Raw genomic sequence first — 18,976 nt, forward strand, 5'->3', positions numbered from 1 at the left:
GGGAGCCCGCCATGACTGCCACTGCCCACGTCCACCCGCTCACTTCGCTGCCCTGGTGCGAACTGGCGTACCAGCCGGAGCCGGAGTTCCGCATCCAGTGGGCCAGCGACCCGTGGATGAACCGCCAGGCCTACGCGCTACGCCGCCAGGTGTTCTGCCAGGAGCAGGCGCTGTTCAACGGTGACGACCGCGACGCCATCGACCGCGGCGAGCCGACGACGCGTAACCTCGTGGCCCTCTCGTGCATTGCCGGCCAGGCCGACGAACTGGTAGGTACCGTGCGCATCCACCGCGCCGCGGCGGGGGTTTGGTGGGGCTCGCGGCTGGCCGTGCATGCCCACTGGCGCCAACACCGCAAGCTCGGCAGCAGCCTCATCCGCCTGGCCGTCTGCAGCGCCCGTGCGCTGGACTGCGAGGACTTCCTCGCCCATGTCCAGATGCAGAACGTATCGTTGTTCGAGCGCCTGAACTGGCGCGTTCTGGAAACCAAGACGCTGCACGGCCACCCGCATGCGCTGATGCGGGCGGACCTCGCCCACTACCCACCCTGTCCCACCCCGTACGCCGGCTTCGTGCTGATAGGAGGCCGGCCATCATGAGCCATCTGGAGCAGCTTGCCCTCGGCCTTCGGACCGGCCGGGGCTTTCGCCACAAGCGCGACATCGCCAGCGTGCTGCCGCGAATTGCGCCAGGCGCGACGACCGTGCCCAACGGCGACGACTGCGCCGTTCTGCCCGACGGCCACGGAGGCCACCTGCTGTTCGCCATCGAGGGACTGATGCAGGACTTCGTCAAGGCCATGCCCTGGTTCGCCGGCTACAGCGGCGTGATGGTGAACCTCAGCGACATCGCCGCCATGGGCGGCCGCGCGCTCGCCGTGGTGGATGCCCTCTGGGCCGCCGAGGAAGACACTGCCGGCCAGCTGGTGGCCGGCATGCGGGATGCCTGCGAGCGCTACGGCGTGCCCCTGGTGGGCGGCCACACCAACCTGCAAAGCCGCAGCGGCCAGCTCGCCGTGGCAGTGATGGGGCGGGCCAACCGCCTCATCAGCAGCTTTGCCGCCCGCGAGGGCGACCGCCTGCTGATGGCCGTGGACCTGCGCGGCACATGGCAGGCGGATCGGCCGTTCTGGAACGCCTCCACGGACGCTCCGCCGCAACGCCTGCGCGACGATCTTGCGCTGCTCCCGCTGCTGGCCGAGGCAGGCCTGTGCGACGCCGGCAAGGACATCAGCATGGCTGGAGTGCTGGGCACGCTGCTGATGTTGCTGGAGTGCTCCGGTGTCGGCGCCCGCGTAGACCTCGCCAAGCTGCCGCGGCCGCATGCCGCGCCCTCCTGGCTGGACGACTCCGGCGACGCCATTGCCTCGCAGCTGCGCTGGCTGTCCGCATTCCCGAGCTACGGCTTCGTGCTGAGCGTGCGGGAAGCCAACGCCCAGGCAGTGATGCGCCGCTTCGAGGCCCGCGGCATCGCCTGCGCGGACATCGGCACCGTGGTGCCCGGCACCCGGCTGGATGTGCAGCTGGGCGCCGAGTGCACGCCGCTGTGGGACCTGGCCGAGCAGCCCTTCATCGGCGCCGGTGCCGCGCCCGCTCCGCTGGGGCACGCCGCATGATGCGCATCGCTTTGCTCACGCACTCGGTGCGCCCGCGCGGCGGCGTCGTACACACGCTGGAGCTGGCGCACCAGCTCGCGCGTGAGGGCCATGCTGTCACGGTCGTGGCCTCGGTGGAGCAGAACGAGCGGCTGTTCCGCCCGGTCGACGTGCCGGTCGAGCTGGTGCCGCTGCCCGTGCTCACCGGCGGGCTCGTTGAACAGGTGCGCCAGCGCATCGAGGCCCTGGTGCAGGCGTTGCCGGCCGTGCTCGCACGTGGGAGCTACGACCTGATCCACGCCCAGGACAGCTTGAGCGGCAACGCCCTCGCCCGCCTGCGCGCCGCAGGCCAGCGCATGCCGCCGTGGCTGCGCACGGTCCACCACCTGGACCGGTTCGACGAGCCGGTGCTCAACGACTGGCAGGATCGCGCCTGGCGCGCCGCCGACGGTATGGCCTGCGTCAGCGACAGCTGGTGCGCGCACTTCCGCGACGAGCTCGGCGTGGCCGCCGAACGCATGTTCAACGGTGTGGACCTTGCGCGCTTTTGCAAGCAGCCAGCCTCAAGCGACGCGGCCGCGGTTCAGGCCCTGGGCCTGCCTTCCGACAGCGGCCCCGTGTGCCTGCTCGTGGGTGGCGTCGAAGCGCGCAAGAACACCGTGCGGCTGCTTCACGCTTTCGCCCGCCTGCGCGACGATGACCCGGACTGGAGCAACGCACGTCTGGTGATCGCCGGCGGCGCGAGCATGCTGGACCACAGCGCCGCCCGCTTCGCCTGGCAGGCTTCCCTCGCCGAGCTGGGCTTGGTCGAAGGCCCCGGTCGGCCCGTGGTGCGCACCGGCCCGCTGCCAGATGCCGCCTTGCCCGCGCTGATGCGCCGCGCGACGCTGCTGGCCATGCCTTCCCTGGTTGAGGGCTTCGGCCTGGCCGCGCTGGAGGCGCTCGCCTGCGGTACGCCGGTCCTCGTCTCGCAACGCCGGCCCTTCACTGAGCACCTGGCCGGCGTGCCCGGCGTGGCGTGGTGCGACCCGGAGGCCATCGACTCAATCGCCACGGGCCTGCGCCATGCCGCCACCCGGCCCAAGCTGTCCGAGCCGCCTGCCGTCTGCACCGAGCACAGCTGGGCTCGCAGCGCTGCGCTGCACGCTGACTGGTACCGCCGCACGCTCGCCACCCACGCCGAGCCGGCTGAAGCCGCCTTCACCTGATCTCTCAACATGCCCGCCATCCACTACCGCTTGCGCTGGCCCGATGCCAGCGAAACCCTCAGCTACTCGCCGTCGCTCGCCATCCAGGACTTCCTGGAAGTCGGCCAGGACTACGTCGTCGACGACTTCCTTCGCCGGGTGAACGAAGCGACCCGCATCGCCAACGAACGCGTGCAGGCCAAGTTCGGCTTTGTCTGCTCGCGCGCCAACGACCAGCTCGCCGACACCACCAAGCGGGCCGCAGCCTTCGCCCACCAACCCGACGCCCGCATCCGCGTGCTGGGCTTCTCGCCCGCCTGAACCCTGGAGCATTCCATGACGCAACCCTCCTCCTTCGACCACCAGGTCGTCATCGTTGGCGGCGGACAGGCCGGCCTGTCCATCAGCCACTACCTGCAGCAGTACGGCATCGACCATGTCGTGCTGGAGAAGCACCGCGCCTTGCATGCCTGGTCCACACAGCGCTGGGACAACTTCTGTCTGGTCACGCCCAACTGGCAATGCACCCTGCCCGGCCATTCGTACAACGGCGCGGAGCCGCACGGCTTCATGCGCAAGCACGAGATCCTTGCCTACCTGGACGGCTTCAAAGCGCGCGTGAATGCGCCGCTGCGTGAAGGCGTGGCCGTGGAGCGCGTGCAACCCCTGTCCACTGGCGGCTTCGCTGTCAAGACGACCGACGGCGAATACCTTACGCGTCATGTCGTCGTCGCCTCCGGCGGCTACCACCAGCCTATCGTTCCGCGCCTGGCCGAGCGGCTGCCAGCTCACGTGACGCAGATTCACTCAGCCGACTACCGCAACGCCGCGCAGCTGCCGCCCGGCAAGGTGCTGGTGGTGGGCTCGGGCCAGAGCGGCGCGCAAATCGCCGAGGACCTGCACCTGGCCGGCCGCGAGGTCGTGCTGGCCGTGGGAGACGCGCCGCGCTGCGCCCGCTTCTACCGCGGTCGCGACGTGGTGGACTGGCTAGCCGACATGGGCTACTACGACATGCCGGTGACGCAGCACCCGTTGCGCGAAGGCGTGCGCGACAACACCAACCACTACGTCACCGGCCGCGACGGCGGGCGCGACATCGACCTGCGCCGCTTCGCCAAGGAAGGCATGGCCCTCTACGGCGCGCTGGAGGCGCTGGACGGCGACACGCTGCACTTCCGCCCCGGCCTCAAGAAATCACTAGACCAGGCCGATGCGACCTACAACGGCATCAACGCTGCCATCGACCGCCACATCTCCGAGCGCGGCCTGCAGGCGCCGCCGGCCAGCGTCTACACGCCCGTGTGGGAGCCACCCGAAGAGCGCACGGCGCTGTCGCTGCGCGAGGCGGGCATCACGTCGGTCGTTTGGTGCATTGGCTTCGCGCCGGACTTCCGCTGGCTGGACGCTCCCGTCTTCAATGGCCGCGGCCACCCGGTGCACGAGCGCGGCGTCACTCAGGTGCCAGGGCTCTACTTCATCGGCCTGCCGTGGCTGCACACCTGGGGCTCGGGCCGCTTCTCCGGAGTGGCCCGGGATGCGGCCTTCATCGTGGAGCACATCGCCGGCCAGGAGCTGGCGGGCGACGCGCGGGCCGAAGCCGCCGCAGTCACGCCACGGCCGGCAGCCCGGCCAGCAGCTTGTCCAACGTGATGGGATAGTCCCGCACGCGCACGCCGGTGGCGTTGTAGATCGCGTTGGCCACAGCGGCGGCGACGCCGCAGATGCCCAGCTCTCCCACGCCCTTGGCCTTCATCGGCGAGGAGATCGGGTCCACCTCGTCGAGGAACACGACCTCCTGGTGCGGGATGTCGGCATGCGAGGGAACCTCGTAGCCTGCGAGGTCGTGGTTGACGAAGAAGCCGCGGCGCGTGTCCACGTGCAGTTCCTCCATCAGCGCCGCGCCGACGCCCATCGTCATCGCGCCGATCACCTGGCTGCGCGCCGAAATCGGGTTCAGGATGCGACCGGCCGAGCACACCGCCAGCATGCGGCGCACGCGGACCTCGCCGGTGAAGGCGTCCACCGCCACCTCGACGAAATGGCCGCCAAAGGTGGACTGCTGGTAGCGCTTGTCGAGGTCGCCGTACTCGATGCCGTCCTCGGCGACGAGGCCCGAGAACGACTCCAGAGGCGCGGTCTTGCCGCCGCCCCGCACCTCACCGTTCGCAAAGGTAGCGTCCCCGCCGAAGCCGCCCTTCTCGGCGACCATCGCGCGCAGCTTCATGCAAGCGGCGTACACGCCGGCGCAGGAGTTGTTGCCGCCCCACTGGCCGCCGGAGCCGCAGGAGACGGGGAACTCGGAGTCGCCCAGCCGCACCAGCACGCGCTCCAGCGCAACGCCCATCACCTCGGCCGCCGTCTGGGCAATGATGGTGTAGCTGCCGGTGCCGATGTCGGTCATGTCCGTCTCGACGACAACGCGGCCCTCGCCGTCCAGCCGGACGCGGGCCTTGGACTTCATCGCGATGTTGTTGCGGAAGGCCGCTGCCATGCCCAGGCCGACGAGCCAGCGGCCGTCGCGCACCTGCGCCGGCTTGGCCGACCGCTTGTTCCAGCCGAAGCGCTCGGCACCCTGCTTCAGGCACTCGACAAAGCGCCGCTGCGAGAACGGGCGCAGCGGCTTCTCGGGGTCCACCTGCGTGTCGTTGCGGATGCGGAACTCCACCGGGTCCAGGCCGAGCTTCTCTGCCATCTCGTCCATCGCGACCTCGAGCGCCATCATCCCGGATGCCTCGCCCGGCGCGCGCATCGCGTTGCCCTCGGGCAGGTCCAGCGTCGCCAGCCGCATCGCGGTGTAGCGATGCTCGCCGGCGTAAAGCAGGCGCGTCTGGTTGACAGCCGTCTCCGGACCTCCGCCAGGCAGGTCGCCAGACCAGCTCTCGTGGGCCACCGACGTGATGCGGCCATCGCGCCCGGCGCCCAGCCGGATGCGCTGGATCGTGGCCGGCCGGTGCGTCGTGTTGTTGAAGATGAGCGGCCGTTGCAGCGCGATCTTGACAGGCCGTTTGGCGGCACGCGCACCAAGCGCGGCCAGCAGCACGTCGGCCCGCAGAAACAGCTTGCCGCCGAAGCCGCCGCCGATATAGGGCGACTTGACATGCACGTCTTCCTTGGCGATGCCCAGCGTCCTGGCCAGGTCGCCCACGGCCCAGCCGATCATCTGGTTGGACGTCCACACGGTGAGCTTGCGCCCCTCCCACCAGGCGATGGTGGCGTGCGGCTCCATCATCGCGTGGCCCTGGTCGGGCGTCGTGTAGGTGGCGTCCAGCTGCACGGGCGCCTTGGCGAACGCGGCCTCGAAGTCGCCGTGCCGCGTCTCGCCCTTGCCACCCATGCCGTCGCTCTTGGCCATCGGCGCGCCGGGCTTCTGCGCGGCGAGGTCGAAGCGGCCGGGTGCTGCTTCGTAGCGGATGTCGACCAGCGCCGCCGCGGCGCGCGCCTGCTCGAAGGTCTCGGCCACGACGACGGCCAACGCCTGGTGGTAGTGCTCCACCTCCGGGCCGCCCAGCAGCCTGGCGGTGTTCTTGCTGCCCTTGGCGAGCTTGCCGGCGTTCTGCGCGGTGACGATGGCGATGACGCCCGGCGCGGCCCGCGCGGCCTTCAGGTCCATGCCGGCGACGCGCCCCTTGGCGATGCCGGCACCAACGACGAAGCCCACCGCCGGCCGCGGCGACACGTCGTGGTGCTCGTACGCATAGGGCGCCGTGCCGGTCGTCTTGAGCTTGCCGTCGATGCGCGGCGTGGGCCAGCCAACGACCTTGCCCTGGTCGATGGGGTTGGTGGTGGCGGGTTGGTCGAATCTCATACCTTGGCTCCCGAGTCCTTGAAGATGCCCGCCAGCGTGCGCTCAGCCAGCTGGAGCTTGAAAGCGTTGTCCTGCGTCGGCCTCGCGCCGGCGAACGCCTGGCTGAAGTAGCCGTGCACGCCTTGGGCCAGCGACGCCTCGGCCGCCTCCATGCGCCACGGCTTGGGCGCCACGCCGCCGAAGGCGATGCGCCCGCCGCCACCCGGCGGCAGGACAGCCGCGACCGACACCAGCGCGAAGGCGTAAGACGCGCGGTCGCGCACCTTGCGGTAGACGTGCACACCCGCAACCGGCGGTGGCAGGAGGACCGACGTGATCAGCTCGCCCGGCGCGAGCCCATGCTCGATGTGCGGCGTGTCGCCGGGCAGCTTGTGGAAGTCGGCGATGGGGATGCGCCGCGCCTGGCCATCGGGCTTCACGGTCTCGACCTCGGCGTCCAGCACGCGCATCGCCACGGCCATGTCGCTGGGGTGCTGGGCGATGCAGGCGCGGCTGGTGCCGATGACGCCCAGCGAGCGCGAGACGCCGTCCAGCGCGCCGCAGCCACTGCCGGGCCGGCGCTTGTTGCACGGCTGGGCGGTGTCGTAGAAGTACGGGCAGCGGGTTCGCTGCAGCAGGTTGCCGGCCGTTGTTGCGCGGTTGCGCAGTTGGCCGGAGGCGCCCGACAGCAGCGCACGCGACAGCACGGGGTAGTCGCGCCTGACTGTGGCGTCGGCTGCGAGGTCGCTGTTGCGCACCAGCGCCCCGACGCGCAGGCCGCCGTCGCGCGTGGGTTCGATGCGGTCCAGCTGCAGGCCGTTGACGTCCACCAGGTGGCCGGGTGTCTCGATCTGCAGCTTCATCAGGTCCAGCAGGTTGGTGCCGCCGGCGATGAACCGCGCATCGGGCCGCTGTGCCACGGCGGCGGCCGCCTCGGCCGGCGTGCGGGCACGCTCGAAGCTGAAAGCCTTCATGCCGCACCTCCGGCCGCTTCGGTGATCGCCTCGGCGATGTTTGAGTACGCGCCGCAGCGGCACAGGTTGCCGCTCATGCGCTCGCGCAGCTCGTCGGCCGACAGCAAGGGCTTCACCGCGAGGTCGTGCGTCACATGGCTGGGCATGCCGCGCTTGAGCTCGTCCAGCATGCCCACTGCGGAGCAGATCTGCCCCGGCGTGCAGTAGCCGCACTGGTAGCCGTCATGCTTGATGAAGGCGGCTTGCAGCGGGTGCAGCCGCTCGGGCGCGCCGAGGCCTTCGATGGTGGTTACCTGGGCGTCCGGCGCCATGACGGCCAGCATCAGACAGCTGTTGATGCGACGGCCGTCGACCAGCACGGTGCACGCGCCGCACTGGCCGTGGTCGCAGCCTTTCTTGGTGCCGGTCAGCTGCAGCTGCTCGCGCAGCAGGTCCAGCAGCGTCGTGCGGGTGTCGACATCGACGGTCTGCGTCTTGCCGTTGACCTCCAGCGTCACGCGACCCATCGTCGGTGGCAGGTCAGGGGCAGCGGTCATGGGTCGCTCCGGTGAGGCCGCGTCGGCCAGGTTGAACGCCGCGGTGCCGGCGCTGGCGATCAGCACCTCCCGGCGGGACAAGTTGCCGACGAAGTCTTCCATGGTGCACCCCTGCTGCAAACCGTTGCAGCGTAGGGGTCGGGATGCGGGCCGTTTCGTCGGACAACGCGCCATCCGTGCGTGAGCGCGCTACTCGCCCAGCACCACGCCCTCGCGCCGCGGGTCCGCGCCGCCCACCCAGCCGCCCTTCACGCGCATCAGCACCTGCAGGCCACTGGTCAGGTCAGCCTCGTTGACGGCGTGGCCCCGCGCGCGCAAGTCGGCCAACTGCGACGCAGTCAATGCCCCGCGCTCGATGATCAGCGCTGCGCCGTTGAAGTTGCCGAAGTTCGGCAGATCCACCGCCTGCTGAACGGGCAGCCCCCAGGCCAACGCGCCGGTGATGACCTTGGCGACGTAATGGATGATGACTGGCCCACCCGGCGAGCCGGCCACCAGCACGAGCTGGCCGCTGCGGTCGAACACCAGCGTCGGCGCCATGCTGGAGCGCGGCCGCTTGCCGGCCTCTACGCGGTTGGCCACGGGCTTGCCGTCGGCGCCGGTCGGGTTCAGTGAGAAGTCGGTCAGCTGATTGTTGAGGATGAAGCCACCGACCAGGCCGGTGCCGCCGTCGCTCATCACGCGGCTGCCGAACGCCGACTCGACGCTGGTCGTCATGGACACCGCGTGGCCTTCGGCATCCACGACGCTGACCTGGCTCGTGCCCGCCTCCAACTGCTCGGCCTGGGGCGCCCTCGCCTGCTTCAGCGTGCCGGGGTTGCCGGCTGCGGCGGGCGCCATCGCGCGCTCGCCGATCAGGGCGCCGCGCTCCTTCAGATACGCCGGCGCCAGCAGGTTGAGCCAGTCGCCGCCCGGGGCCGTGACGAAGGCCGGGTCGCCGATGAACTGCGCGCGGTCGGCGAACGCCAGCTTGGCGGACTCCGTGTAGGCATGCAGCCAGTCGGCCGTCAGTGACGTCGCCGCCAGGGCCTTGGGCTGGGTGTCGAGCAGGCCGAGGATCTGCATGACGGTGAGGTGGCCCGACGTGGGCGGGCCGAAGCCGCAGATGCGGTAGCTTCGCCAGTCGTTGCACAGCGGCGCGCGGACGACCGCGCGGTAGCCGGCGAGGTCGGCCGTGTCCAGCAGGCCCGGGCGGGCGTTGCCCTTCACGCGGCGCACGATGTCGTCCGCCACGGAGCCCTCGTAGAACGCCTTGGTGCCCCGCTCGGCGATGCTGCGCAGCACGGCGGCATAGGCCGGGTTCTTCAGCACCGTGCCGACGGGCTTGGGGTTGCCGGCGGCGTCGAAGAAGTACGGCCCGGCCTGCGGGTCGTTGCGCAGCGCGCCTTTCTCGCCAGACAGCAGCTCGAACAACCGCGGGCTGATCGCAAAGCCCTGGTCGGCCCTCCGGATGGCGGGCTCGAACAGCCGCTTCCACGGCACCCTGCCATGCGCCTCGTGCGCCTTGGCAAGCATGGCCAGCACACCGGGTGCGCCGGTGGACAGCCCGCTCATGATCGCGTCGCGCATCGGCAGTGGCTTGCCGTCAGGCTGAAGAAACATCGCCGGGGTGGCGGCGGCGGGCGCCGTTTCGCGGCCGTCATAGGCCTGCACGCTGCGACCGTCCCAGTGCAGCAGGAACGCGCCGCCGGCAATGCCGCTGGACTGCGGCTCCACGAGGCCAAGGACGGCCTGCACTGCGATGGTGGCGTCGATGGCCGATCCGCCGGCGCGCAGGATCTCGATGCCCGCCTCCGCGGCCAGCGGATTGGCGGCCGTCACGGCAAAACGCCGGGCCGGCGACGTCAGCATGGACGTCTTGGCGGTACGGCTCGTTGCAGCTTCGGGCTGCTCAACCGGCTGGGCGGCGGCAGTGGCGGCAGCCAGAAGGGCCGCGGTCAGACAGGGCGTCAGGTGCATCCGCCCGATCTTAGGCAGCCTGCTCGTCAGAAGTATCCCAAGTCCTTCTGCGTGTAGTTTCCGATCTGCGGCAACACGGTCGGCAGATCCGTCGCCGAGACGCCCATCCACGTCGCCAGCGTGGCGGCGAGCTGGTCCACCGACGTGGTGGGCAGCAGGCGCCCCTGGCCGACGTCGTCGGGCCCGTTGACGCTGACCGATGGCAGCGCGCCGTAGAAGCGCCCGCCCTTGACCGCCCCACCCATGACGACGTGGTGGCTGCCCCAGCCATGGTCGCTGCCGTCGCCGTTGCTGGTCAGCGTGCGGCCGAAGTCGCTGGCGGTGAAGGTGGTCACCTGGTTGGCCACGCCGAGTTCCACGGTCGCGGCGTAGAAGCTGGCCAGCGCATCGTTGATCTGCGTCAGCAGGCCGGGATGCTGCGCGACGAGGAAGTCATGCAGGTCGAAGCCGCCGATGGACACGAAGAAGACCTGGCGCGAGACGCCTAGCGCCTGCCGTGCAGCGATGAGTTTGGCCACCATCGCGAGCTGGTTGGACAGGCTGGCCGACGTGTCGAACGGTGTCGTCAGCGCCGGCACGCCGGCCAGCGCGGCGCTAAGGGTGGCCTGGGCGTCCACCGAGCGCTTGACGACGCGGTTCAGCTCGGCCTCCATCAAGTGCGTGCGATCGGCGCCGGTGATGAGCGCGCGCAGTGCCGTCGAGCAGGCCTGCGAGCCGTACAACGACTTCGTGATGCCGTTGATGGCCACGGCGCCGCTGGTGGACACCTGGTACTGCACGGCCTGCTTGCCCGACATGTAGACCGCGTTGCCGGACGCATTGATGCACGTGAAGGTCGACGTGGTGTTGCCGCCCAGGAAAAGGTCGCCCATGCGCCCCCCCCAGCCTGAGGTCGCGCCCTCGGGCGAGCTGGCCTGCCAGACGGACTGCTGGTCATTGTGCGAAAACAGCTTGGGCGGCAGCGGCACGCTCCTGGCCTTGTACTGCGCCAGCGTCGTCGGCTGCACCAGCGTGCCGATGTTGAGCTGCACGGCCAGCTTGCCAGCGTCCCACAGGCCCTTGAGCCGGCCGAACTGCGGGGCCAGCGCCATCTGCCGGCCGTCGGCGCCGACGGGCAGCGCCGTGGCGGCGAGGCTGTCTCTCGGCGTGGCGAGAGCCTGGCGGATGCTGGCGTAGGCGGCGTAGCTGGCGTCGTCGTACGGCACCAGCGTGTTGCCGTAGTCGTTGCCACCGTAGAGGAATACGCAGACCAACGCCTTGTAGTCGCCCGGCGCGGTGGCCGCGGCGGCCTCGCCGATGCCGGCCAGCGACAGCGCCCATGGCGCCGCCGTGCCGGCCACGCCGAGCGCCGATGCGCGGCGCAGAAACTCGCGGCGCTGCAGTTCGGGGAGTCGATTGAGCTTCATGCCGGCCTCATTTCTGGATCTGGTATTCGGGGCAGGCCATCAGCATCAGGATGGCGGCCTGCACGCGGTTGAGTTTGCCGGTATCGGTGCTGGCGCTGATGGTAGCGACGGCGGTCGCGATGGTCGACTCGGTCGCGGCCGAGATGCCGCCACCGCCCAGGCGCAGCGACAGGTTGGCCACGAGGGCCGGTGCATCGGCGGCCAGCGCCAGTTCGGTCGTGTAGACGGCCTTGACCTCGCCGACGCCGCTGGCGATGGTCGTCTGCATGAAATTGAGATAACCCGCGACGGTGCTCTCGTTGCACAGCTGGAACTCCGGCGCCGTGACGCCGTTGGCACCGAGCGTCGTGCCCGGCGGCACATAGCCCGGGCGGAAGAAGTTGAACACCGAGCCGCTGCGCAGCGGGCTCTGGCCCAGCCGGGTGGCCGGGTTGCTCGTGTCGCCCACGTTCCACAGCCCCGTGGGCGAAGCCGCGCCGAACGTGCGCGCCCATTGCAGCAGGCGATGCACCGGCTCGCGCAGCTTGCCGGCCGACACGCTGGTGGGCACGCTGCGCGCCTCGGTGTCGAGCAGGATGGCGCGGATGACAGCCTTCAAGTCGCCGCGCACGCCGCTGCCATTGTTGGCCCAGACGGCGGCGACACGAGCCACGTAGGCGGGGCTGGGGTTTGAAATGACCAGCCGCTGGATGAGTTGACGGCCGATGAACGGCCCGACGTTCGCATGATTGGCCAGCGTGTCCATCGCCGTCTTCAGGGCGGTGGGACCGTCGGCGGTAGCGGGAATGTCGACGTCCAGCACCTTCTTGGCGCCGGTCGAGAAGCGCGAGGCGGTGTGCACCATGGGCTTCATCACGTAGCCCGGGTCGGTGGCACTGTTGCCGTCGTGGTCCCAGCCCGTGAAGACGCGGGCCAGGTCGGTGATGTTGGACTGCGTGTAGGTGTCGAGGGGGCGGCCGTCCGTACCCTGCTTCGTTGTGCCGTCGGCGTTCAGCTGCACGAGGCCGATGCTGAACAGCTGCATCACCTCGCGGGCGTAGTTCTCGTCGGGCACGCGGCCGGTCTTGGGGTCTTCCTTCTGGTTGCCCCGCATGTTGAGGTAGTTGCCCATCGCGGGCGACAGAGTGACGGCTTCCAGCAGCGCGCGGTAGTTGCCGAACGCATGCTTCTCCAGCAGGTCCACATAGGCCGCGCCCATGAAGCCACGCCATTGCACCGGCAGGCCGGCCATCGAGACGACGAAGATCTCGGACAGCGCGAGCACGACGCGCTGGCGCAGCATGTCAGGCGCCGACATCAGCTTGCGCCACAGCGTGTTGTCCAGCCCGTTGAAGTTGTTGACGTTGGCGGCGATCGCGTAGCCCTTGCCCACCATCCAGTCGAAATGACCATCGTTCACGGGCAAGGCGAACTGCGCGTCCAGCCAGGCGGCGTAGCCGTCGGCCTTGACGGTGGCGATGTCCGCCGCCGTTGCGGCAAAGCCGGCCTGCGCGAGAAAGCGCGCGGCTTGCGCATCCGTGGGTGGCGCCGGGGGTGGCGGGGGCGGTGGAGGCGGTGTCGCCGCGCCGGCCGACGAGCCCGGGTTGCCGCCCGCATTGCTGCCAGCGGCGCCGCTATCGCTGCCCCCACCACCGCCCCCGCCGCAGGCGCTCAGCAGTGTGGCGGCGGCCAACGCGGCGGCAGCAGGGTTCAGAGATGCGACGGGGTCGCCGGCGGGGGCCGGCGGAGCGGTGAGAAGGTCTGGCATGGGCGTGACAAGAAATGCGCGGGGCGGATGATGCCCACGCCACAGGCCTTGGCACGCCGCTCAGCGCGGCGCCGTGACAAACGTTGCGCTGCTTACGTCGCGTAACGCGACGAGACGTTTCAGAGCAGCGGCACGCCCGTCTTGCTCTGCGCGAACTCGCGCGTCACGCCCTCGGCGAGTTCGACGACGCTGATACCGTGCGGCGTCACATCGAACACGCCCAGGTCCGTGATGATGCGATCGACGACGCCGACACCCGTCAGCGGCAGCGTGCAGCTGGGGATGATCTTGAAGTCTTCGGTGCCGTCCTTCTTGCGGGCCACGTGCTCCATCAGCACGATGACGCGCTTGACGCCGGCGACGAGATCCATCGCCCCGCCCATGCCCTTGACCATCTTGCCGGGGATCATCCAGTTGGCCAGGTCGCCCTTGCAGCTGACCTGCATGGCGCCCAGGATGCTGAGGTTGATCTTGCCGCCACGGATCATCGCGAAGCTGTCGTGGCTGCCGAAGATGCTGGAGCCCGGCAGCGTCGTGACGGTCTGCTTGCCGGCATTGATGAGGTCGGCGTCGACCTGGTCCTCGGTCGGGAACGGGCCGATGCCCAGCATGCCGTTCTCGCTCTGCAGCCAGACTTCCTTGTCCGCAGGCACATGGTTGGCCACCAGCGTCGGGATGCCGATGCCGAGGTTCACGTAGAAGCCGTCTTCCAGCTCCTGGGCCGCGCGGGCGGCCATCTGGTCTTGCGTCCAGGCCATGGCTCAGGCCTCCTTCTTCGGAGAAAGGGTCACTTTTTCAATCCGCTTTTCCGGATTGGCGTTGACGACGATGCGGTGCACGTAAATGCCCGGCAGATGAACGTCATCCGGGTCGATGCTGCCGGTCTCGACGAGTTGCTCCACCTCCACGATGGTCAGCTTGCCGGCCATGGCCGCTGCCGGGTTGAAGTTGCGGGCCGTGCGGCGGAACACGAGGTTGCCGCTCTTGTCGGCCTTGAAGGCCTTGACCAGCGACACCTCGGGCATCAGCGCCCGCTCCATGACGTAGGTCTCACCGTCGAACTCGCGCAGTTCCTTGCCCTCGGCCACAACGGTGCCGACGCCGGTCTTCGTGAAGAAGGCCGGGATGCCGGCGCCACCGGCACGCAGCTTCTCGGCCAGCGTGCCTTGCGGCGTGAACTCCAGCTCCAGCTCGCCGGCCAGGTACTGGCGCTCGAATTCCTTGTTCTCGCCGACATAGCTGGAAATCATCTTCTTGATTTGGCGCGTCTCCAGCAACTGGCCGAGGCCGAAGCCGTCGACGCCCGCGTTGTTGGAGATGACGGTCAGGCCCTTGACCGCGCTGTCACGCAGCGCGGCGATCAGCGCCTCAGGAATGCCGCACAGGCCGAAGCCACCGACGGCGAGCAACTGCCCGTCCCGCACCACGCCGCGCAACGCCTCGTCGGCGCTCGGGTACACCTTGTTCATGCCTTCGCCTCCGGCGGTTTTGACAAGCCGGCAAGGGTACTATCCCGCGCCTTCCAACGTCGATTACGCGATTTCGCCTAAGTGGAACCCGCCACCCTGGATTACCGCAGCGCCTTCCAGCTGGCACCCGTCGGCCTGGTGCTGTCCGCTCAGCGCCAGATCGTCGACTGCAACGAACGCGTGCTGCGAATCTTCGGCGCGACGCGCGAACAGTTGATCGGCCAAAGCTTCGCCGTCATGTACCCCAGCGCGGCCGAGTTCGAGCGCACCGGCGCCCGCATCGTCGCGAGCCTGGACGCCCAGGGCCACTACGCCGACGACCGCGTCATGCGCCGTCTGGGTGGTGGCGAGTTGTTCTGGTGCCACGTCACCGGTCGAGCACTCGACCCCGCCGACCCGCATGCCCGCGGCATCTGGAGCTTCGAGGACTTGTCGGCGCGGCGCCAGATCACCGCCGACCTGACGCCGCGCGAGCGCGAGATCGCCGCGCTGTTGGTGGAGGGGCAGACCAGCAAGCTCATCGGCCGGCGCCTGGGCGTGAGCCCGCGCACGGTGGACATCTACCGCGGCCGGCTCATGAAGAAGTACGCCGCGGCCAGCACGCCGGAGCTGATCCACAAACTGCTGTCGGCGTAATCCGAGAGGCAGCAGGCACGGCGCCGGGCCGCTTGCAAGCCGGTCCGCCATGACGCGGCCATGACGGTTTGCCGGCGGTTCGACGCCGCTTGCATCGCTGCCCTCCGCGGGGGGGGCCGACCCGAGGCGCCCGCGTTCAGCACGGCGCCACTGGACATGCGAATCAGTTGAACACGCCTTGCCGAAGCCACTTCGTCGCCACCCACTTCTCGCCGTCGACGACGGGCGAGCCACCATGCAGCGTCTGCGTGGACGGGTGCGGCCGGTCGTAGCTGAAGAACACCGCGTTGCCCTTGACGGGAGCGACGTCCAGGCCGATGTCCGGGAAGATCGTGGAGCCGCCGGCGCCCGGCGTGTTCAGGTAGATGACCAGCGTGCCCACGCGCTGGCCGCCCCGCTTGAGGATGTTGGGCGTGCTGACGTGGCCGGGGTCGAAATAGTCGTAGTGCGGCTGGTATTCCGCGCCCGGGCGGTAGCGCAGCACCTGCAGGCCTTCGCCGTGGTCCAGCGGCCAGCGCAGCAGGGTGGCGATGCGCGACTCGACGCGACGGATCAGGTCCGTCTCGCAGCGCTCGAAGAACATGCCGTCGCTGGTGCGCGCGGCATTGACCTCGCTGCCATCAGTGCCGGTGGCGACCGTCTCGGAGCGCGCCAGCCGCTTGGTGGCCAATGCCACGATGCCGTCGCACTCGTCCTCGGACAGCAGGTCCGCAAAGACGACGACGCGCGGCTGGCGCAGCGCCATGACGACCTTGACCTGGCGGTCACCGGCATCCACCACCGGGGCGAAGCGGCTAAGGTCCGGCTCCGGCATGCCGGGCGTCGTGCCGTGCTGATCGTTGGGTGTGGTGGCCTGCCCCAGCGTACGGGCCAGCGCCTGTCGCGCGATGGACTCGTCCCAGCCGCTGCCCAGCATGGCCGCCAGGATGCTCTCGGACGGGTGGCCGGCGCGGGTCTGCTCGGCGATCCACTCGCACAGCTCGGGGGTGATGACTTGTTGACTCATGACTTGCGACGGAAGACGAGGCGCTCGGGCGTCGACACCTCGGTAGCGAGACGATAGCCGTCCAGGTTGAAGGCCTGGAGTCCTTCAGGCGTTTCCAGCCGCTGCTGGATGGCGAAGCGCGCCATCAGCCCACGGGCGCGCTTGGCGAAGAAGCTGATGATCTTGTAGTCGCCGTTCTTCCAGTCCTCGAACTGGCATTCGATAACGCGCGGCTTCAGCACGGCGCGGTCGGCAGCGCGGAAGTATTCCTGCGACGCCAGGTTCACGATGACCGGCACCTTCTGTGCCTTGGCCGCCCGGTTCAGGTGCTCCGCGAGGCGGTCGCCCCACCAGTCGTACAGGCTGGCACCCGCCGGCGTCGCCAGCCGCGTGCCCATTTCCAGCCGGTAAGGCTGCATGCGGTCCAGCGGGCGCAAGATGCCGTACAGCCCCGACAGCATGCGCACATGTTGCTGCGCCCAGGCGATGTCATCCTCGGAAAGCGTCTTCGCGTCCAGCCCGTCGTAGACGTCGCCATTGAAGGCCAGCACGGCCGGCTTGCTGTTCCTGTCGGTGAAGCGAGGCCGCCAGGCCTGGTAGCGCTCGACGTTGAGCTGGGCCAGCGGCTCCGAGAGATCCATCAACGCGCGCACATCGTCGACGGTCTTGGTGCGCAGGATGTCGATCAGCGCGGCGGTGTCGTCGAGGAACTGCGGGCGGGTCAGCGAGTCGGCCAGCCCGGGTGGCGTAGGGGTGTCGTAATCGAGCGACTTGGCGGGGGACAGCAAGAACAGCATGGGCGCGGATTTTGGCGCCTGTTTGCCGCCTCGCCGTCAGCTGCGGGCGCCGACGTCGTTGAAGCGGTCCAGCGAGTACAACACCGCGGCCACCACCACCGCAGCCACGGGACCGGAAGCCGGCAGCAGCAGCGTGGCAACGACGGGCACGACCAGCACCAGCTGGCGCAGGCCCACGCCGTACAGCACGCCGGCGCGGCGCACATAGCGCACGCCCGCGCCCGTCCATCGCGCCCTCGCCTCCGAATCGACCGGCATGCCGCCGATGAAGCCGGCGTGGTTGTAGAAGCGCACGGCCATCATGCTCGACACCAGCGACGCGAACAGCAGCGCCAGCAGCACCAGTTCCAGAACCAGCCGCGGCCCGAGCGTCGCCGGGCCACCAGCGGCATCGAACCCCTCGTGCAGCGATGGCGCCGCCAGCGAGACCGTGCCCATCAAGGCCAGCGCGGCCGTGGAGGCCAGCATCGTGGCGGACATCAGCGAGTTGCGCAGCGTCTGTACTGCCAGCACCTCCGAGCCCTTCTGCACGGAGACAACGCGGAACCACTCCTCGCGCAGGCCGGCATGCCGGGCCAGGGCCAGGCTCTGCGGCAACACGAGCACGGCCTCGTAAAGCGCGAGCACCGCCAGCGTCAGCCCGACCCAGACCCAGTCCGCCTGCATGGCTCAGCCCCGGCGGCGTTCGAGCAGCTCAAACACGCCCATGCCGGCGAGCATGGCCGCGACGAAGACCACGGCCTTCAGCTCTCCCATGCCCAGCGCCACCAGCGCGGGCCCCGGGCAGAAGCCAGCCAGCCCCCAGCCGACACCGAACAGCAGGCTGCCGACCACCAGCCGGCGGTCGATGGCGGTCGCCGTCGGCAGCTGCAGCGTCGCGCCGAGCAGCGTGGCCTTGCGCCGCCGGGCGAGCGCGAATGCGACCAGCCCGATGGCGATGGCCCCCACCATGACCAACGCGAGCGACGGGTCCCAGGCCCCGGCCAGGTCGAGAAAGCCCATCACCTTGGCCGGGCTGGCCATGCCCGAGAGGATGAGGCCGAGGCCGAACACGAGGCCGGCGAGCAAAGCGGTGAGCACAGGCATGGCGATTCCCTCAGAAGCCCAGCAGGTGCCGAAGCACGAACACGGTGACGAAGCCGGCCCCCATGAAGGCCAGCGTGGCCACCAGCGAACGCGGCGACAGGCGGGACAGGCCGCAGACGCCGTGGCCACTGGTGCAGCCGGCGCCGTAGCGCGTGCCCACGCCCACCAGCAGCCCGGCAAGAACCAGCGCGCCCCAGCCCGCGTCGATGCGCGGCAACGGCACAACCGTGAACAGCCCGTAGGCCAGCGGCGCGGCGATCAGGCCCAGCAGGAAGGCCAGGCGCCATCCAATGTCGCCGCCGACCGGCCGGAACAATCCGCCCAGCACGCCGCTGATGCCGGCGATGCGGCCGTTCAGAAGCACGAACAGCGCCGCCGCGACGCCGATGAGCAGGCCGCCCGCCAGCGACGCCAGCGGCGTGAAGGCGTTCCAGTCGATGTTCATCGGTTCACTCCTTCGGGCAGTAGAGGTCGTAGAGCACAGCCAGCACCTGCAGCAGGCGGGCATCGGCGACGCTGTAGAAGATGCGCTTGCCGTCGCGGCGCGTGTCGACGACGCCCTCCGCGCGCAACACCGCCAGCTGTTGCGACAGCGTGGGCTGGCGGATGCCCAGCGCCTCTTCGAGGTCGCCGACGGACATCTCGCCCTGCGACAGCTGGCACAGCAGCAGCAGACGGTCTTCGTTGGCCAGCACCTTCAAGGCGCCGACCGCCTGGCCAGCGGCCTGGCGCAGCATGTCGGGATGGATGACGGCGTTGGACATGACGGGTTGCAATAAGTTGACTTCACTTTATCAATCAATAAAATGTCAGTCA

The 18,976-nt window shown here is 69.6% G+C and carries 20 protein-coding genes; 6 read left to right on the top strand and 14 right to left on the bottom strand.

Annotated elements, in window-relative coordinates; genetic code table 11:
- Positions 1–11: 11 nt before the first annotated feature.
- Genes LXT13_RS13010 through LXT13_RS13030 form a run of 5 tightly spaced genes read left to right on the top strand, consistent with a single transcriptional unit; the run spans position 12 to position 4,431 of the window.
- Positions 12–599: an MSMEG_0567/Sll0786 family nitrogen starvation N-acetyltransferase gene (locus LXT13_RS13010; RefSeq protein ID WP_233372346.1), complete on the top strand. Its 588-nt coding sequence runs from the start codon at positions 12–14 to the stop codon at positions 597–599.
- Positions 596–1,615: a sll0787 family AIR synthase-like protein gene (locus LXT13_RS13015; protein WP_233372347.1), complete on the top strand. Its 1,020-nt coding sequence runs from the start codon at positions 596–598 to the stop codon at positions 1,613–1,615. Before LXT13_RS13010 ends, LXT13_RS13015 begins: the two co-directional genes overlap by 4 nt.
- A complete protein-coding gene (locus tag LXT13_RS13020; RefSeq protein WP_233372348.1) occupies positions 1,612–2,802 on the top strand; it encodes an MSMEG_0565 family glycosyltransferase in 1,191 nt (396 codons plus the stop codon). The genes LXT13_RS13015 and LXT13_RS13020 overlap by 4 nt, the downstream gene beginning before the upstream one ends.
- 9 nt (positions 2,803–2,811) lie before the next feature.
- Positions 2,812–3,102 carry an MSMEG_0570 family nitrogen starvation response protein gene (locus LXT13_RS13025; RefSeq protein WP_233372349.1) on the top strand — a complete coding sequence of 97 codons (291 nt, stop codon included), beginning with the start codon at positions 2,812–2,814 and terminating at the stop codon, positions 3,100–3,102.
- A gap of 15 nt (positions 3,103–3,117) precedes the next feature.
- Positions 3,118–4,431, top strand: coding sequence for an MSMEG_0569 family flavin-dependent oxidoreductase (locus LXT13_RS13030; protein ID WP_233372350.1), 1,314 nt, complete (start codon positions 3,118–3,120; stop codon positions 4,429–4,431).
- On the opposite strand, the gene paoC is transcribed toward LXT13_RS13030, so the two are convergent.
- From paoC to LXT13_RS13070, 8 genes are all read right to left on the bottom strand, one after another.
- Positions 4,388–6,586, bottom strand: coding sequence for an aldehyde oxidoreductase molybdenum-binding subunit PaoC (gene paoC, locus LXT13_RS13035; RefSeq protein WP_233372351.1), 2,199 nt, complete (start codon positions 6,584–6,586; stop codon positions 4,388–4,390). The two genes, LXT13_RS13030 and paoC, sit on opposite strands and share 44 nt — an antisense overlap.
- Entirely contained in the window at positions 6,583–7,539 is a 957-nt protein-coding gene (locus tag LXT13_RS13040) for an FAD binding domain-containing protein (protein WP_233372352.1), read from the bottom strand. The genes paoC and LXT13_RS13040 overlap by 4 nt, the downstream gene beginning before the upstream one ends.
- Complete coding sequence (gene paoA, locus LXT13_RS13045; protein ID WP_233372353.1) at positions 7,536–8,177, bottom strand: aldehyde dehydrogenase iron-sulfur subunit PaoA; 642 nt, start codon at positions 8,175–8,177, stop codon at positions 7,536–7,538. The genes LXT13_RS13040 and paoA overlap by 4 nt, the downstream gene beginning before the upstream one ends.
- 87 nt (positions 8,178–8,264) lie before the next feature.
- Positions 8,265–10,034 (bottom strand): gamma-glutamyltransferase family protein, encoded by a 1,770-nt coding sequence (locus LXT13_RS13050; RefSeq protein ID WP_233372354.1) that lies wholly within the window; start codon positions 10,032–10,034, stop codon positions 8,265–8,267.
- Between the two features lie 26 nt (positions 10,035–10,060).
- Complete coding sequence (locus LXT13_RS13055) at positions 10,061–11,440, bottom strand: DUF1501 domain-containing protein (RefSeq protein WP_233372355.1); 1,380 nt, start codon at positions 11,438–11,440, stop codon at positions 10,061–10,063.
- A 7-nt stretch (positions 11,441–11,447) separates the two neighbouring features.
- Positions 11,448–13,187, bottom strand: a complete 1,740-nt coding sequence (locus tag LXT13_RS13060) for a DUF1800 domain-containing protein (RefSeq protein WP_233372356.1) — start codon at positions 13,185–13,187, stop codon at positions 11,448–11,450.
- A gap of 119 nt (positions 13,188–13,306) precedes the next feature.
- Positions 13,307–13,945 (bottom strand): 3-oxoacid CoA-transferase subunit B, encoded by a 639-nt coding sequence (locus LXT13_RS13065; RefSeq protein ID WP_233372357.1) that lies wholly within the window; start codon positions 13,943–13,945, stop codon positions 13,307–13,309.
- Between the two features lie 3 nt (positions 13,946–13,948).
- Positions 13,949–14,656, bottom strand: coding sequence for a CoA transferase subunit A (locus LXT13_RS13070; protein WP_233372358.1), 708 nt, complete (start codon positions 14,654–14,656; stop codon positions 13,949–13,951).
- A gap of 81 nt (positions 14,657–14,737) precedes the next feature.
- Between LXT13_RS13070 and LXT13_RS13075 the strand changes: the two genes are divergently transcribed.
- Positions 14,738–15,292: a LuxR C-terminal-related transcriptional regulator gene (locus LXT13_RS13075; protein WP_233372359.1), complete on the top strand. Its 555-nt coding sequence runs from the start codon at positions 14,738–14,740 to the stop codon at positions 15,290–15,292.
- Between the two features lie 163 nt (positions 15,293–15,455).
- Here the strand turns inward: LXT13_RS13075 and LXT13_RS13080 are convergent, their stop codons facing one another.
- From LXT13_RS13080 to LXT13_RS13105, 6 genes are read right to left on the bottom strand one after another with little or no spacing between them, the layout of a single operon-like run.
- Complete coding sequence (locus LXT13_RS13080) at positions 15,456–16,298, bottom strand: 2OG-Fe(II) oxygenase (RefSeq protein WP_233372360.1); 843 nt, start codon at positions 16,296–16,298, stop codon at positions 15,456–15,458.
- Complete coding sequence (gene yaaA, locus LXT13_RS13085; RefSeq protein WP_233372361.1) at positions 16,295–17,074, bottom strand: peroxide stress protein YaaA; 780 nt, start codon at positions 17,072–17,074, stop codon at positions 16,295–16,297. The genes LXT13_RS13080 and yaaA overlap by 4 nt, the downstream gene beginning before the upstream one ends.
- Positions 17,075–17,110: 36 nt before the next feature.
- The gene (locus tag LXT13_RS13090) at positions 17,111–17,740 is read right to left on the bottom strand and encodes a DUF599 family protein (protein WP_233372362.1); all 630 of its coding nucleotides are present in this window, start codon (positions 17,738–17,740) and stop codon (positions 17,111–17,113) included.
- A gap of 3 nt (positions 17,741–17,743) precedes the next feature.
- Positions 17,744–18,160 (bottom strand): DUF6691 family protein, encoded by a 417-nt coding sequence (locus tag LXT13_RS13095; RefSeq protein ID WP_233372363.1) that lies wholly within the window; start codon positions 18,158–18,160, stop codon positions 17,744–17,746.
- 10 nt (positions 18,161–18,170) lie between these two features.
- The gene (locus LXT13_RS13100; protein WP_233372364.1) at positions 18,171–18,605 is read right to left on the bottom strand and encodes a YeeE/YedE family protein; all 435 of its coding nucleotides are present in this window, start codon (positions 18,603–18,605) and stop codon (positions 18,171–18,173) included.
- Between the two features lie 4 nt (positions 18,606–18,609).
- Complete coding sequence (locus LXT13_RS13105; RefSeq protein WP_233372365.1) at positions 18,610–18,924, bottom strand: ArsR/SmtB family transcription factor; 315 nt, start codon at positions 18,922–18,924, stop codon at positions 18,610–18,612.
- Between the last annotated feature and the right edge of the window lie 52 nt (positions 18,925–18,976).

It is taken from the genome of Pelomonas cellulosilytica, assembly GCF_021353265.1.
Classification (GTDB): domain Bacteria; phylum Pseudomonadota; class Gammaproteobacteria; order Burkholderiales; family Burkholderiaceae_C; genus Pelomonas; species Pelomonas cellulosilytica.

Bases quoted from the DNA above. Each gene is read 5' to 3' on its own strand.
- LXT13_RS13010 (WP_233372346.1), top strand. From the start codon at position 12: ATGACTGCCACTGCCCACGTCCACCCGCTCACTTCGCTGCCCTGGTGC.
- LXT13_RS13015 (WP_233372347.1), top strand. From the start codon at position 596: ATGAGCCATCTGGAGCAGCTTGCCCTCGGCCTTCGGACCGGCCGGGGC.
- LXT13_RS13020 (WP_233372348.1), top strand. From the start codon at position 1,612: ATGATGCGCATCGCTTTGCTCACGCACTCGGTGCGCCCGCGCGGCGGC.
- LXT13_RS13025 (WP_233372349.1), top strand. From the start codon at position 2,812: ATGCCCGCCATCCACTACCGCTTGCGCTGGCCCGATGCCAGCGAAACC.
- LXT13_RS13030 (WP_233372350.1), top strand. From the start codon at position 3,118: ATGACGCAACCCTCCTCCTTCGACCACCAGGTCGTCATCGTTGGCGGC.
- paoC (WP_233372351.1), bottom strand. From the start codon at position 6,586: ATGAGATTCGACCAACCCGCCACCACCAACCCCATCGACCAGGGCAAG.
- LXT13_RS13040 (WP_233372352.1), bottom strand. From the start codon at position 7,539: ATGAAGGCTTTCAGCTTCGAGCGTGCCCGCACGCCGGCCGAGGCGGCC.
- paoA (WP_233372353.1), bottom strand. From the start codon at position 8,177: ATGGAAGACTTCGTCGGCAACTTGTCCCGCCGGGAGGTGCTGATCGCC.
- LXT13_RS13050 (WP_233372354.1), bottom strand. From the start codon at position 10,034: ATGCACCTGACGCCCTGTCTGACCGCGGCCCTTCTGGCTGCCGCCACT.
- LXT13_RS13055 (WP_233372355.1), bottom strand. From the start codon at position 11,440: ATGAAGCTCAATCGACTCCCCGAACTGCAGCGCCGCGAGTTTCTGCGC.
- LXT13_RS13060 (WP_233372356.1), bottom strand. From the start codon at position 13,187: ATGCCAGACCTTCTCACCGCTCCGCCGGCCCCCGCCGGCGACCCCGTC.
- LXT13_RS13065 (WP_233372357.1), bottom strand. From the start codon at position 13,945: ATGGCCTGGACGCAAGACCAGATGGCCGCCCGCGCGGCCCAGGAGCTG.
- LXT13_RS13070 (WP_233372358.1), bottom strand. From the start codon at position 14,656: ATGAACAAGGTGTACCCGAGCGCCGACGAGGCGTTGCGCGGCGTGGTG.
- LXT13_RS13080 (WP_233372360.1), bottom strand. From the start codon at position 16,298: ATGAGTCAACAAGTCATCACCCCCGAGCTGTGCGAGTGGATCGCCGAG.
- yaaA (WP_233372361.1), bottom strand. From the start codon at position 17,074: ATGCTGTTCTTGCTGTCCCCCGCCAAGTCGCTCGATTACGACACCCCT.
- LXT13_RS13090 (WP_233372362.1), bottom strand. From the start codon at position 17,740: ATGCAGGCGGACTGGGTCTGGGTCGGGCTGACGCTGGCGGTGCTCGCG.
- LXT13_RS13095 (WP_233372363.1), bottom strand. From the start codon at position 18,160: ATGCCTGTGCTCACCGCTTTGCTCGCCGGCCTCGTGTTCGGCCTCGGC.
- LXT13_RS13100 (WP_233372364.1), bottom strand. From the start codon at position 18,605: ATGAACATCGACTGGAACGCCTTCACGCCGCTGGCGTCGCTGGCGGGC.
- LXT13_RS13105 (WP_233372365.1), bottom strand. From the start codon at position 18,924: ATGTCCAACGCCGTCATCCATCCCGACATGCTGCGCCAGGCCGCTGGC.